Source organism: Candidatus Omnitrophota bacterium (genome assembly GCA_026387175.1).
In the GTDB taxonomy this organism is placed as follows: Bacteria; Omnitrophota; Gorgyraeia; order 2-01-FULL-45-10; family 2-01-FULL-45-10; genus CAIMPC01.
The window spans coordinates 213463-228032 of sequence record JAPLME010000012.1 but is presented as its reverse complement, the minus strand read 5'-3'; the positions used below and the strand labels follow the sequence as shown (position 1 = coordinate 228032).

At 47.9% G+C, this 14570-nt stretch carries 10 protein-coding genes, 1 tRNA gene and 1 other RNA gene; 1 reads left to right on the top strand and 11 read right to left on the bottom strand.

The features are described 5' to 3' along the window. Positions 1-37: 37 nt before the first annotated feature. The 11 genes from ssrA to NTY76_08020 form a co-directional block, all read right to left on the bottom strand. Positions 38-451, bottom strand: a transfer-messenger RNA (tmRNA) gene (gene ssrA, locus NTY76_08070). 17 nt (positions 452-468) lie between these two features. Continuing rightward, positions 469-915, bottom strand: a complete 447-nt coding sequence (gene smpB, locus NTY76_08065; protein MCX5679038.1) for an SsrA-binding protein SmpB — start codon at positions 913-915, stop codon at positions 469-471. Positions 916-1011: 96 nt separating this feature from the next. Continuing rightward, positions 1012-3198 (bottom strand): sensor histidine kinase KdpD, encoded by a 2187-nt coding sequence (locus NTY76_08060; protein MCX5679037.1) that lies wholly within the window; start codon positions 3196-3198, stop codon positions 1012-1014. Between the two features lie 14 nt (positions 3199-3212). Beyond that, a complete protein-coding gene (gene kdpC, locus NTY76_08055; protein MCX5679036.1) occupies positions 3213-3791 on the bottom strand; it encodes a potassium-transporting ATPase subunit KdpC in 579 nt (192 codons plus the stop codon). A gap of 9 nt (positions 3792-3800) precedes the next feature. Further along, positions 3801-5882, bottom strand: coding sequence for a potassium-transporting ATPase subunit KdpB (kdpB, locus tag NTY76_08050; GenBank protein MCX5679035.1), 2082 nt, complete (start codon positions 5880-5882; stop codon positions 3801-3803). An 8-nt stretch (positions 5883-5890) separates the two neighbouring features. Further along, positions 5891-7636, bottom strand: coding sequence for a potassium-transporting ATPase subunit KdpA (gene kdpA, locus NTY76_08045; GenBank protein MCX5679034.1), 1746 nt, complete (start codon positions 7634-7636; stop codon positions 5891-5893). A gap of 2 nt (positions 7637-7638) precedes the next feature. Then, positions 7639-7731: a K(+)-transporting ATPase subunit F gene (gene kdpF, locus NTY76_08040; GenBank protein ID MCX5679033.1), complete on the bottom strand. Its 93-nt coding sequence runs from the start codon at positions 7729-7731 to the stop codon at positions 7639-7641. Positions 7732-7829: 98 nt separating this feature from the next. Continuing rightward, positions 7830-10532 carry a calcium-transporting P-type ATPase, PMR1-type gene (locus NTY76_08035; GenBank protein ID MCX5679032.1) on the bottom strand — a complete coding sequence of 901 codons (2703 nt, stop codon included), beginning with the start codon at positions 10530-10532 and terminating at the stop codon, positions 7830-7832. Between the two features lie 2 nt (positions 10533-10534). Further along, positions 10535-11164 carry a nitroreductase family protein gene (locus NTY76_08030; protein MCX5679031.1) on the bottom strand — a complete coding sequence of 210 codons (630 nt, stop codon included), beginning with the start codon at positions 11162-11164 and terminating at the stop codon, positions 10535-10537. Continuing rightward, entirely contained in the window at positions 11161-11802 is a 642-nt protein-coding gene (locus tag NTY76_08025) for a DedA family protein (protein MCX5679030.1), read from the bottom strand. The genes NTY76_08030 and NTY76_08025 overlap by 4 nt, the downstream gene beginning before the upstream one ends. A 74-nt stretch (positions 11803-11876) precedes the next feature. Then, the gene (locus tag NTY76_08020; protein ID MCX5679029.1) at positions 11877-14159 is read right to left on the bottom strand and encodes a sodium-translocating pyrophosphatase; all 2283 of its coding nucleotides are present in this window, start codon (positions 14157-14159) and stop codon (positions 11877-11879) included. 214 nt (positions 14160-14373) lie between these two features. Between NTY76_08020 and NTY76_08015 the strand changes: the two genes are divergently transcribed. Then, positions 14374-14458, top strand: a tRNA-Leu gene (locus NTY76_08015). Positions 14459-14570 lie beyond the last annotated feature (112 nt).

The following is a 14570-nucleotide window of genomic DNA, read 5'->3' as shown; positions in this document are numbered from 1 at the left end:
GCAGTTCCACACTTTTTGGCGGAGGCCAAATCGTCATTGGTGGAGGTGGCGGGAGTCGAACCCGCGTCCCCAAATATCAAAACAAAAGCTCCTACATGTTTGTCCCGATCTTTGATTTCCCCTGTCCGCGCTTCAACGGGCGGAATTGCGGCAGAGTATCCTTTAGAAGCTTCATCCGAGCCGCTAAAGGCTAAACGGCAAGGACTATCCTGTTATCGTCGCCAATCCGGCCTCACAGGCACATGCCGGTTGACGGGTTAGCTTATAGGGCTAACGCTACCGGTAGAACCGGCCCCGGTACCACTTGCATGGTAGCCAGAAGCTGGTCAACCGTTGCTGGCACATTGAAGTTGTCAGCATTTGTTGATTTGCCAGGTGTTTTAAGAGGCCTCCTAGCAACCTCTACATGCAACCTTTGCCTTGCTTATATGGGTCGAAGCCCTTCACCCCCTAAAATTTTGTAAATAGCTAATGACTATATCTGCGCTTGATCTCGCGGTCGGAATCGCGCTTCTTGATCGATTCGCGCTTATCATAGAGTTTCTTGCCCTTGGCCAAGGCAATCTCTACTTTTGCCAAACCATTCTTAAAATATAATTTCAGCGGAATAATAGCCAGATGTTTTGTAGCGGTCTCGGCGATGAATTTTCGGATCTGCGCTCTGTGAAGAAGTAATTTCCGGGGCCTCATCGAGTCCGGATTATTTATATTGCCGAACTCGTAGGGGGCGATGCGCATGTTATAAATAAAGATCTCGCTGCCGTCAACTCTGGCAAAGCTCTCGTTAAGGCTTACGTTGCCGCTCCTTATCGATTTAACTTCTGTGCCCGTCAAGGCTATACCGGCCTCAAGGCTTTCCAGGATGATATAGTTAAACCTCGCTTGCCTATTGGTAACGATAGTCTTATCTGGCATTTTAGCTTGATTAATATATCATAATTTTAGTATAAAAGCAAGGCGGCGGGGAACGCCCCTTGAAAGGAAAGATATTTCAAATTTGCCGGTAACGAATTACTTTTCCGACCTGATTATCTTTGTCATCTCCGCGGAAAGGTCTCTCAGGCGCCTTGCTTCATCGCGGATCTTCTGTATCAACTCGTCACGTTTTGATTTATCATTAATATTTTCGGATTTCAACAATTCTGCGGCGGCTGCGGAAATGGTCTTTAGCGGTGCCGGGAGGTCCAGGGAGAATGTGCTCAGAAGCAAGTTTCGCAAACGTTCGCTTTCTATCTCCGTCTCAGTTTTAACTGCCGCGGCGGCGAGCTGAGCGCCTTCTACCGCTAATGCCGTCTGATTCACAAACATCTCAAGTGTGTGCAGTTGATCCGGGTCGGTTAACTGTTTTTCTTCTTTAGGGAACAGGCCTATAACACCTACGGTCTTCTCGGAGCCGGTTAACGGTAAATAGATGCCTCTCGATCCGGGGAGGGTATCCGTATCCTTACCGGCCAGTTTCTTATGCGTATACACCCACTGCGCAACGGCTTCTTCGTTTGGGCTTAACGGCAATACGCCGGTATCGCCGAAACGGACCGTAACGCCTTTACCCTTACTGGGAGTAAAAATAACAACGGGACATTTAAAAAACTCCTGAACGTAATGGACCGCTATTTGAAATATCTCGTCTAAATTAGAAGTCTTAGCCAGATCCCTGTTTAAATAATACAGGGCCTGGGTCCTGTTTTCCCGCAGGCGCATAGCTGTGGTCTGTTGCTTGAGACGCCCGGTCAAGCCCCCTATTATAAAACCTACCGACAACATCACTATGAACGTTATAGAATATTCGGCTTCGATCACCGCGAATGTAAAATAAGGCGGAACGAAAAAGAAATCAAAAAATAATACGCTAAGAATTGAGGCTATAATCGACATCCTGCGGCCATACCTGAAAGCGACCCATGTGACCCCTAAGAGATAAACCATTGTCAAGTTTACAAGGTTCAGATGGTGAAATAAAAGCCTGTCTATCACAGTGCAGATAGCGACCGTGACCATAGTCCATAGTAGGCCTTTCCAGGGGAATGGTTTCAAGGCGGGTGTTTCATATTTAGCGGAAAGCTCCTGCGTCTCTCCGCTCATAAGATATAAATCTATCTCACCGCATTTTCGCGCAAGTTCGTTTATGACCGATCCGAAGATGAATTCATGCCATTTAGGCTTCCCGGGCTTCCCGATAATAATTTTTGTGATATCCCTGGAGCGGGCATACTCGATAAGGGTTTCCGCGACATTCAGGCCGACAAGCGTAATCGTTTCAGCTCCTAATTTTTCGGCTAAGCGCATCATTTCGGCTATGTCGGTCCTGCCTTTTTGATTAGGTACATGCGAAATCGCTTCAACATACGCGACGATCCATTCAACGCCGAGCGATGAAGCGATGCGTTTGCCGGCCCGTATCAGGCGCACGGCCCGGGGACTGGCGCTTATACATACCAGAATCCTGTCCCTGACGTTCCAAACCTTTGTTATCGAATAGGATTTTTTATAGGACCGCATCTTCGCGTCCACGGTCCTGGAAGTATATTGGAGGGCCAATTGGCGAAGCGCGATAAGATTTCCTATCTGGAAAAAATTCTGGATCGCCCGCTGAGCCTGTTCGCCGAAATAAACCTTTCCTTCTTTGAGGCGCTTAAGCAGATCTTCGGGCGAGAGATCCACTAATTCTATATCGTCGGCGCGCTCTACGAATGTATCGGGAACCGTCTCACGCACTGTCACACCTGTAACCTGGGCCACTACATCGCTTGTGCTATCGCAGTGCTGTACGTTCAAGGTCGTATAAACATTTATGCCCGCGTCCAGTAATTCCTCTACATCCTGCCAGCGCTTCAGATGGCGGGAACCGGGAGCATTGGAGTGAGCCAATTCATCGACTAATATTGTGGAGGGATGCCTTTTTAAGGCCGCATCGATATCAAACTCGCTCAAGCCTATGTTCTTATACGGAAATTCCTTCCTGGGCAGTATTTCGAGGTCCCCTATTAGGGCGTCGGTCTCAGCGCGGCCGTGCGTCTCTATATAACCTATGACAACGTCGATGCCTTCCTTTTTCAGGACCCTTGCCGCTTCAAGCATGGAGTAGGTCTTCCCGACTCCTGCCATGGCCCCGAAGAAGATCTTCAGTTTCCCGCGGTTGGATTCTTCTGCTTTAACCCGCGCCAGGATCTCTTCTATATTATTCTTTTCGTTCGCCATAATTATAATATACTCTATTTCCTATAAGAGTCCAAATCTAAATTCACCTTTAAAACGTTTACCACCGGCTCGCCCAGCATGCCGAATAAACGTGGTGTCGTATTCCTGTCTATAATATTTCTTACAATATTTACAGACAGCCTTCGCTGTTTCGCAATCCTCACGATCTGATAATACGCTCCGGAGGGACTTATATGCGGATCGAGCCCGCTTGCCGACGACGTCACCAGGTCTACGGGTATCGGCGCCCTGTTTTTAGGATCGGCTGCGCGCAGTTTTTCAATACGCGCCTTTACGGCTTCTAAAAGCGCGGGGTTGGACGGCCCTATGTTTGAACCAGATGATGAACTAGCATTATACGCTACGGGCGATGTAGCCGAAATTCGTCCCCATAGGTACTTAGGATCATCAAATTGTTGTCCTATAAAGGCTGAACCGGTTATTTTTCCGTCTCTATATATTAAGCTGCCATCGGCCTTTGCGTGGAAAAGTACCTGAGCGATTCCTGTAATGAAGAGCGGATACAAAATACCTGTAATCACCGTCAAAATTATGAAAACAAGAAGCGCGGACTTTAGCTGCTCTTTAAACATAATTATCCCCTAAACCAAATGTAAAGCGGCCAATAACATATCGATTAATTTTATTCCTATAAACGGCGCAATAATGCCGCCTATGCCATAGATCAAGAGATTATCCCTCAAAAGGCGGTTTGCCGGCATCGGTTTATAAGGTATACCTCGCAGGGCCAGCGGAATCAGCAATATTATGATAATCGCGTTAAAGATAACCGCGGATAGAACGGCGCTTGCCGGCGTGGTGAGATGCATTATATTAAGCGCATTCAGTTGCGGGTACGTCCCCACGAATGCCGCGGGAATAATGGCAAAGTATTTTGAGACGTCATTGGCAATGCTGAAGGTAGTCAACGAGCCTCGAGTCATGAGCAGCTGTTTTCCGATCTCGACGATCTCAATTAATTTCGTAGGGTTGGAATCGAGATCTACAAGGTTTCCGGCCTCTTTGGCGGCTTGCGTTCCCGTATTCATGGCAACCGCGACATCCGCCTGCGCGAGAGCCGGAGCGTCATTAGTGCCGTCTCCGGTCATTGCCACAAGCCTGCCGCCAAGCTGCATTTCGCGGATAAGCTTAAGCTTGGTTTCAGGCGTAGCCTGCGCCAAAAAATCATCCATCCCCGCCTCGGCTGCTATAGCGGCGGCCGTTAAAGGATTATCCCCTGTAATCATTATGGTCTTGATCCCCATACGGCGGAGTTCCGCGAAACGCTCCTTGATGCCGCCCTTCACTATATCTTTTAGTTGAATGACACCTAAGACATTCTTATGTTCCGCCACCACGAGCGGCGTGCCGCCGGTCTTGGCTATGGTCTGAATATTTAATTTCAAGTCTTCCGGAAAATATCCTCCGAGCTTTTTCACATACTCCTCTATCGCGTCGGCTGCGCCTTTCCTGATCTGCCTGCCGTCTCCCAGGTCCACTCCGCTCATCCTTGTCTGGGCGGTGAAAGGAATGAATTTCGCTTCCAATTCATGTATATGCCGCTCTCTTATGCCGTATTTCTCTTTAGCCAATATGACGATGCTTCTGCCTTCGGGAGTCTCATCGGATAAGGAAGAGAGCTGCGCCGCGTCCGCCAACGATTCGATCTTCACGCCTTCGGCCGGCATAAAAGCCACCGCCTGCCTATTCCCAAGTGTTATGGTGCCTGTTTTATCGAGCAGCAGGACATCGACATCCCCTGCCGCCTCGACCGCGCGGCCTGAAGTAGCGATAACGTTTGCCTGGATCATCCTGTCCATACCGGCTATGCCTATGGCGGGTAGAAGGCCTCCTATGGTAGTCGGTATGAGGCATACCAAGAGCGCCACCAATACGGTTACCGTAATCGGCACTCCATGTCCCGCGCTTAAAACGCTGTAGATCGAAAATGGCAAGAGCGTTACCGTAGCTAAAAGAAATATGATGGTAAAGACCGCGAGTAAAATGCTAAGGGCTATTTCGTTAGGGGTCTTTTGCCTTTTGGCCCCTTCTATCATGGCGATCATCCGGTCCAGAAACGTGTCGCCGGGATTTGAACTGATGCGTACTACCAGCCAGTCTGAAAGCACTCTGGTGCCGCCGGTAACGGCGTTGCGGTCTCCGCCCGCTTCACGAATAACAGGGGCACTCTCCCCGGTGATAGCGCTTTCGTCTACGGACGCCACTCCCTCAATAATCTCGCCGTCCATCGGTATTATGTCACCCGTCTCGATAAGAACAATATCGCCCTTTCTTATCGTAGTCGCTGAAACTATTTCATAGCTTAAACCGTATTTGGGGCCCGAGAGTTTTTTTGCCGGTGTATCTCGTTTTGCCTTCCTCAGGCTCGCGGCCTGTGCCTTGCCGCGGCCTTCAGCCATGGCCTCCGCGAAATTAGCGAAAATGAGCGTAAACCAAAGCCATAACGTTATGGCCAAAATAAAGCTTGCCGGCGCTTCCCCGCGCGCGGCAATAGCCTGAATATATAACCCTGTAGTGAATACGCTCCCCACTAATACCACAAACATCACAGGATTCTTAATCTGATGCTGAGGATTCAATTTTTTTATCGAATCCACAATCGCCGGAATAACAATAGCCGGGTCAAATAATGATTTCGTTTTATGGCTTCTTTTCTGGCTCATATATAACCTTATAAATGAATAAGCGTCAAGTGTTCAGCGATAGGCCCGAGCGCCAGCGCTGGGAAGAATGTGAGCGCCCCTACAATTAATATAACCATAACCAAAAATACTATAAAAAGCGGCGTATGCGTAGGTAGAGTTCCCTGGCTTACTGGTACAATTTTTTTCTTAGCAAGCGAACCGGCAATCGCGAGCGTGGGAATAAGAAGCCAGTACCTAGCAAAGAACATTGCCATCGCTAACGCTATATTGTAAAAGAGATTATTTGTGGAAAGCCCTGCGAATGCGCTTCCGTTATTGTTTCCGCAGGAAGAAAAAGCGTAAAGTACCTCACTAAAACCGTGAGGTCCGGGATTAAAAATAGCTGATTTTACCTGAGGCAAGACAACTCCTAGTGCGGTCCCTGTAAGAACGAACATGTGCGGGATTAACAGAATAATAGAAGCCATTTTCATTTCGTAGGATTCTATCTTCTTACCCAGATATTCAGGAGTCCGGCCTATCATAAGGCCTGCTATAAATACAGCGACGATAACGAAAGCGATCATGCCATAAAGGCCACATCCCACCCCGCCGAAGACAACCTCTCCTAATTGCATAAGCCACATCGGTATTAACCCTCCTAGAGGCATGAAGGAGTCGTGCATTGCATTCACCGAGCCGTTGGCGACAGCGGTTGTAGTTGTTGCCCAGATTGCAGAGTTCGCGATCCCGAAACGGGCTTCCTTGCCCTCCATATTGCCGCCCGGCTGAAGAGCGTTTGAGCGCTGGTCTACCCCTATTTTATCAAGAAGAGGATTACCGGCTTGCTCAAAGTGCATACAAGCCCAAAGACACGGGATAAATATAAGAAACATTGCTGCGAGAATTGCCCACCCCTGACGCTTATCCTTAACCATATAGCCGTAGGTATAGCATAAAGCGGCTGGTATAAGGATAATGGCAAGCATTTCTAATAAGTTGGACAGCGGCGTGGGATTCTCAAGCGGATGGGCAGAATTGATATTAAAGAACCCTCCGCCGTTACTTCCCAATTGTTTTATTGCTATCTGCGAGGCGGTAGGGCCAACGGCGATAATTTGTTCTGTAATAGCTTTTCCATCCGCATCTTTGGCTGGCTGAAGCAACGCGGCTTTTACGCTGGGACCAATTGTTTGGACAACCCCTTGTGACACTAGAAGCAGGGCTAAGATTATTGATAGTGGAATAAGTATATAGAGTGTCGACCTGACCATGTCAACCCAGAAGTTACCTATTGTATTTACTTGTTTTTGGATAAACCCTCTGATAAGAGCTACCAATACTGCCATGCCTGTTGCCGCGGATACAAAATTTTGCACGGTCAAGGCAAGCATCTGAGTAAAATAACTTAAGGTTGTTTCGCCGCCGTAGCTCTGCCAGTTCGTATTCGTCGCGAAACTCACCGCTGTATTAAACGCCAAATCCGGGGCTACAGGCGGCATGGACATCGGATTTAAAGGAAGCTGCGCCTGAAATCGTTGGATAGCATAGACAACCACTATACCAATGACATTAAATATCATTGCCGCCGCAGCGTATGTCTTCCAGGGCATGCCTGTCTCAGGATCGATGCCGGATAAGCGATAAATCAATCTTTCGACCGGGCGAAACCACGCATTAAGACCCGTAAAATTTCCTTCGTATATGCGGGCCATGTAAGTTCCAAGCGGTTTAACCAATAACAGCAGCACCGCGAGATAAATTCCGGCTTGAATTATATTATTCCAATTCATATTCATGAGAAGATCTCCGGCTTCAACAGGGCAATCAATAAATAGCCGAATAAGAGTATCGAAATTATACCGCCTATCCAATAAATAATCGTCATGCCGTTACCCTCGCCCTATAATTTACCGCACAGCGCGATAAAGACGAAAGAAATTATCGCAAGAAACAGAATGATGCCTGCAAATAAAATATCCATAATTAAACCTTCTCCAGAAACTTAAAAGGCTTATTCAAAAATTTAACCGCCTCCATCGCCCATAGAGGAAAAGAAGAGATGGCCAGGACTAAGAACCAATCAAATGTCCCAAGCATTTCGGTCTTGAATATCTTTTGGGCAAACGGTAAATAGACCGCTGCCATCTGCAGAAGGAATGAAATAAGGGTGGCGACGATCAGTTTTTTATTACCGAATATTCCGATCTTAAAAATAGATTCGGTCGTGCTGCGGCAATTAAAGGAATGGAATAATTGCGAACATGCGAGAACAATAAACGCCGCGGTCCTGGCCCGCCCTATGCCTTCTTTTTCCACAAATAGAACAAAACCAAATGCCAGCAAACTGCAGATTGCGATAAAGGAGCCCTGAGCCAGCATTAAAAATGCCCTCTGTTTGGTAACTACCGGCTCATTGGGCCTGCGGGGCAGCCGCTGCATAATATTGGGTTCGACAGGGTCTACACCTAAAGCTAAGGCCGGCAGACCGTCGGTTACCAGATTAACCCATAAAATTTGAATCGGAAGCAATGGTACCGGCAATCCGACAAGAGAGGACACAAGCATCACTAATATTTCACCGGCATTACAGGATAAAAGATAATGCACAAACTTCTTGATGTTATCGTAAATACCTCTTCCCTCTTCAATTGCGGCCACAATCGAAGCAAAGTTATCGTCGGTTACGACCATGTCCGATACTTCTTTTGTAACGTCTGTTCCCGTAATTCCCATCGCGACGCCGATATCCGCCTCTTTTACGGCCGGTGCGTCGTTAACCCCATCTCCGGTCATCGCGACGATATGGCCTTTTTTGCGCCAGGCCTTTACAATCCTTAGTTTGTGCTCGGGGGAGACGCGCGCGTAAACCGGGATATTTTCGATCTTAGCTAAGAGCGTCTCCTCGCTTAATCCATCCAGCTCTTCGCCGCTGAACGCGATGGAATCTTCTTTAAAGAACCCGAGTTCTCTGGCGATAGCAACGGCAGTATTTTTGTGGTCTCCGGTGATCATTACGGTCTTTATACCGGCTTCTTTACATTTCACAACTGCCTCTTTAGCCTCAGGCCTTGGAGGGTCGATCATAGCGATCAAACCCAGGAACGTAAGCCGTTTTTCGATTGAAGCGGCTTCATAGCGGGAATCGCTCTCCTCTAAATCGCGGTAGGCAAGCCCTAAAACGCGCATCGCATGATTAGCAAACTCGTTATTCACTTTAAGTATCCTTTGCTTATCTTCCGCGGTAATACGCCTTGCTGTTCCATTATCTTCAGTATAATCACAGTCCTCCAGAAGCATGTCCGGGGCGCCCTTAACGAACGCGAACGTAAGTTCTTTATCTTTACGTATGATCGTCATCTTTTTGCGTTCGGAATCGAATGGAATCTCATCCATGAAAACAAATTCTTTTTCCTGGGACTCTTTCCAAATGCCGGCCTTAGCCGCCGCCGTTAAAAGCGAGGCCTCTGTAGGATCCCCGATTATTTTGTATCCCGCGCCGTCTTTAATTAACCGCGCGCCGTTACAAAGCGTAGCGCACCGCAGTAATTTCTCCAGGGCCGGACAGCTCTTCGGAGTAACTGTTCTTTCTTCGAGGAAAAATCCTCCATTCGGTTCATAACCGATCCCGCTTACCTTAAAAATTCGGTTATCGGCATAGATTGCCTGGACAGTCATTTCGTTCTTTGTAAGGGTCCCTGTCTTGTCGGAACAGATCACGGTAGCGCATCCTAAAGTCTCCACCGATGGGAGCTTCCTGATCAATACATGGCGTTTCACCATGCGCTGAACTCCGAGGGCAAGCGCGACGGTGACAACGGCCGGCAGCCCTTCCGGGATTGCCGCTACAGCAAGGCTGACCGCGGTCAGGAATACCTCCATCATCTTGCCTCCGCGCAGCCACTCCAGGATAAAGACCAGCCCTACTAAAACAAAACATAAATATACTATCCATTTGCCGAATGCCTCTAGTCTCCTTTGCAAAGGAGTGGATTCGCGTCCTATCTCTTGAATCATGCCGGCAATTTTTCCCAATTCGGTGAGCATTCCTGTATCGACAACAATCGCTTTCGCTTTTCCCGAAGCCGTAGACGTTCCCATATACACCATATTTGCTCTGTCAGCCAAAGGAACGTCTTTCTCTTCTAAAGCGCTCGTGGTTTTTAAAACGGGTGTTGACTCGCCGGTAAGGCTCGCTTCCTGGACGCTAAAATTAGAGGTGACCCAGACGAGACGGCAATCGGCGGGGATATGGTCGCCGGCTTCCAATTCGATTATATCCCCGGGCACAAGCTCAGCCGACGGAACGATACCATGCTGGCCGTCCCTGATAACCTTAGTAGTGAAAGATGCCAGTTTTTTTAAAGCGGATAGCGATTTTTCTGCGCGGTATTCCTGGATAAAGCCCAATATAGCATTCAAGATTACGATGGCGATGATAGCTAAGGCATCGACCCATTCCTGAAGAAATCCGGAGACTATGCTGGCGCCGATCAGGACCCAGATTATAAAGTCCTGAAATTGCTCAATAAATATCTCAAACGGCGTCCGGCCTTTTTTCTCTTTGAGCTGATTTAAGCCATGCTCTTTCTGTCTTCGCGCTACTTCAATACCGGAAAGGCCCTCAGACAGATTTACGTCGAAGGAAGCGGCTGCTTCATCGACAGATAATTGCATAACGTTTTTCATATCTATAAAGTTTTCACAACCATGTTCAATGGTTGTTTTTGGGGGCCATTACCGCTCGGCTTGGCCGCATAACCCACAGGGACCACCGCCATAAACTCGCCCTCCGGTTCACCGAGGAATTTTAGGATATCGTTCTTTATAAGGACAAGCACGCCAAGCCACACAGTGGCAAGACCTAAGGATGTCGCGGCGATCAATAAATTCTGGACAGCGGCGGCAGAACTTTGTATCTCCATAATGCGGAAGAAATCGTGAGCGGCGCTCTTATTCTTATCCACCTTAAATAATTCCGGCCCCCTCGAAATAAGCTCTCCGCTATTTGCTACGGCAACCACAACCGGCGCGGAAGCGATGCTGCGCGATGCCAGGCGAAGCAGCGTCGAGGACGGTTTAGAAAAAGTGCCTGCCTTCGCGCAAATAAGATTAGCCAAATCGCTCTTCTTCTCTCCCCTTATGACAATAAACCGCCATGACTGTTGATTATGAGCTGACGGGGCCTGATTTGCCGCGTTAAGAATAGTTTTGAGATCCTCGTCATCAACAGGCTTATCAAGGAAGATTCTTACGCTATGACGATTTTTAATGGATGATAAGGTGTTATTTTTTAACCAATTGATTCCGAATTTTTTCATTTCTTCCTGTACTTATACTTAAGGAATTCGATTACTCCCGGCATTATCGACACGAATATAATAGCAATAACAACCAAAGAAAGATTTTTTTTCACAAAAGGGATATTTCCGAAATAGTAACCGCTAAATATGAAAATTGTCACCCACGCCATGCCTCCTATGACATTATATATGAAAAATTTAGCATAATCCATACGCACGATGCCTGCCACAAACGGGGCGAACATCCGCACTATAGGCATAAATCTGGCTAAAATAATAGCCTTGCCGCCGTACTTTTTATAAAAAAGATGTGTCCGATCCAGGTGCTCTTTCTTAAAGAACGGGATGCCCTTGGCATGAATCAGGCGATCTCCCAGGTATTTTCCGATAGCATAATTAACGCTATCGCCTAAAATAGCCGCCAACATCAAAATACCGGCCAAAAGCATCGGGTGAAATGTTCCCCGCGCGGCAAATGTGCCCAGCACGAAAAGAAGAGAATCCCCTGGCAAAAACGGCATAACCACAAACCCGGTTTCGGCAAAGATGACCCCGAAAAGTATAAGATACGCCCATAAACCGCAATATTGGATCATAACGCTGATGTACGCGTCAAAATGGAGGATTATATCGATCAGTTTCTGGAAGAACTCCATAGGCCACCTATTACCTTTCCTTGGGAGAAATGGTCATGCGGATAGGAAAACTTCATAAAGGCCTTCCTTTTAAATCAGAAGGTACTATCCTCTTTCGGCTTCCTGAAACTCAAGACCCCGTGCTTGGAGTAGATAATGGCCCCGAATATAAGAAGCACACATATCGCTATCGCGACAATAACTCCCGCATCGGCCCGATGAAGATGGATAATTATCGGCGCCGCTAACAGGGAAACGAGGTTAATAACTTTTATCATCGGGTTCAGTGCCGGGCCCGCGGTGTCCTTAAGAGGATCTCCCACCGTATCTCCGACAACCGATGCCTTATGTGCATCCGAACCCTTGCCGCCGTATAAACCGTCTTCTATCGTCTTCTTGGCATTATCCCATGCGCCACCAGCGGTTGCCATAAATACCGCCAGAAGCTGGCCCGAAATAATGACACCCGCCAGGAAGCCGCCCAGAGCCTCGACCTTCAGCACAAGCCCGATTAATATCGGGCTTAAGATGGCTATTAACGCCAATCCTATCAATTCTTTCTGCGCGGCTATGGTGCAGATTTCAACAGCTTTTTTATAATCTGGTTTTACCTTGCCTTCCATAAGGCCGGGAATATGAAATTGCCGGCGGACTTCATTTACGATTAAGGACGCCGCGCGCGCGACAGAATTGATCATAAGCGCCGAAAATAGGCAAGGGATTGCCCCGCCTAAAAGTAAGCCTATAAAGACGATCGGCTCCGAAACGCGTATACCCGTAACAAGCATCCGCAGATGTTCCGGCACGTTCATTTGCGCTTGAACCATGGTAACATCCGTGAGGAACGAGCCAAAGAGCGATACCGCCGCAATGACTGCCGAGCCGATCGCGATGCCTTTAGTGATCGCTTTGGTTGTGTTGCCAACCGCGTCGAGGTCAGCCATTATCTGGCGCGCCTTAGGCTCCAGATGCGCCATCTCGCCTATCCCGTTCGCATTATCGGCAATGGGCCCGAAGGAGTCCATGGCCACATTGTTGCCGGTCAGAGTAAGCATTCCTATGCCGGTCATCGCCACGCCGTAGAGTACAAAGGCAACCGATTGTCCCCAATAGATAACGACCGCTGCCAGAATAGTGATGGCGATAACGACGAACTGCCAGGCCGACGATTCGAATCCTATCGCAAGCCCCCTCAATATCAATGTCGCGGAGCCCGTCTTTGAACTCTGGGCGATCTCTTTGACCGGAGCATGCTGTGTATGCGTAAAATATTTTGTTATTTCATCGATGACGATAGCCAGTAATATGCCTATACCTACCGAGAAGAACGCTCTCCATTCATGCATGTAGAAATGCGCCAATACCATAAATGCTGCCATCGAAATAGCCGCCGAAGCATAGAAACCGCGGTTTATGCTGGCGAAAGCGTCTGTATTTTCACCATCTTTCCCTCCCCTTACCAGATATGTCCCTACAATAGAGGAAAGCACGCCTATGCCGCGCACCAAGAGAGGAAATATTATCCATTTGATCTGGCCCGTCATTGCAACCAGCGCCAAGCCTAAGATCAGGCCCGAAACGATAGTGACTTCATAAGATTCGAAAATATCCGCGGCCATACCAGCGCAATCGCCGACGTTATCGCCCACGAGGTCCGCGATAACAGCCGCATTCCTGGGATCGTCTTCCGGAATATTCTTCTCAACCTTTCCTACGAGGTCGGCTCCGATATCGGCCGCCTTTGTAAAGATTCCGCCGCCCACGCGCATAAATAAGGCAAGCAGCGTCCCGCCGAAACCAAAGCCTAAAAGTACATCGGGAGAGGCGATGCCGAAAATGATAAATATCAATGTGCCGCCTAAGAGTCCTAATCCATCCGTAAGCATGCCCGTGATGGTTCCTGTGCGGTAGGCGATCTGTAACGCTTCACTGAAGCTTCTTCGTGATGCGCTTGCTACGCGGACATTACCCTCAACCGCCATGCGCATTCCGAATTGTCCCACTATAAGCGAGAAGAACGCGCCCATAATAAACGCTAGAGCGCGCCCAAGGCCAACGATAAGCCTAATAGTATCCGGATTCATGCCGCTAAAACGCTGTAACGCTTCACTGCTGGGCGGGATTATATAAACCGAAAAGAATAAAACTACGGTAAGTCCGAAAATTAAGGGAAGAATACTCTTGAGCTGGCGGCCAAGATAGGCGTCTGCACCCATGCGTATAGCAGACCAGACATCCTGCATCTCATTAGTGCCTTTGTCTTTTTTCATGATCTGGGTTTTTAATAGAAAAGCATAGCCCAGGCCTAAAATAGCAATAAACAGAACTCCCCAGATGGCAACCACTTCAAACAATGTCGCAGAAATAGAACCAAACATGTCTTACTCTCCTCCTTAATGTTATAAAATAAAAACCAGAGAATGGTCGTCTCTGGTTACATTCTTTTGTAGCAATCAGAATAATTTATGACTTATCGTAACTCTAAAGAACTATTTTGTCAAGCGGAATTGGCGTAAAATATACCCCGGGGGTCTATTTTGGGATAATTGACAGTCTGAGTGATTTAGGGTATACTTGGTGAACCTATTTCGTGCGGAAGTGGCGGAACTGGCAGACGCGTACGGCTCAGAACCGTATGGGTAACACCTTAAGGGTTCAACTCCCTTCTTCCGCACCAATCTCACTCAAATAAGTCTGGGGAGTTGAAGCTTGCGAGCGCCGACGAATAGGAGGAAAAGAAGACCTCTCCAGTGATAAATGAAGAGGCCTTCTAATAATCGTAAATGTCT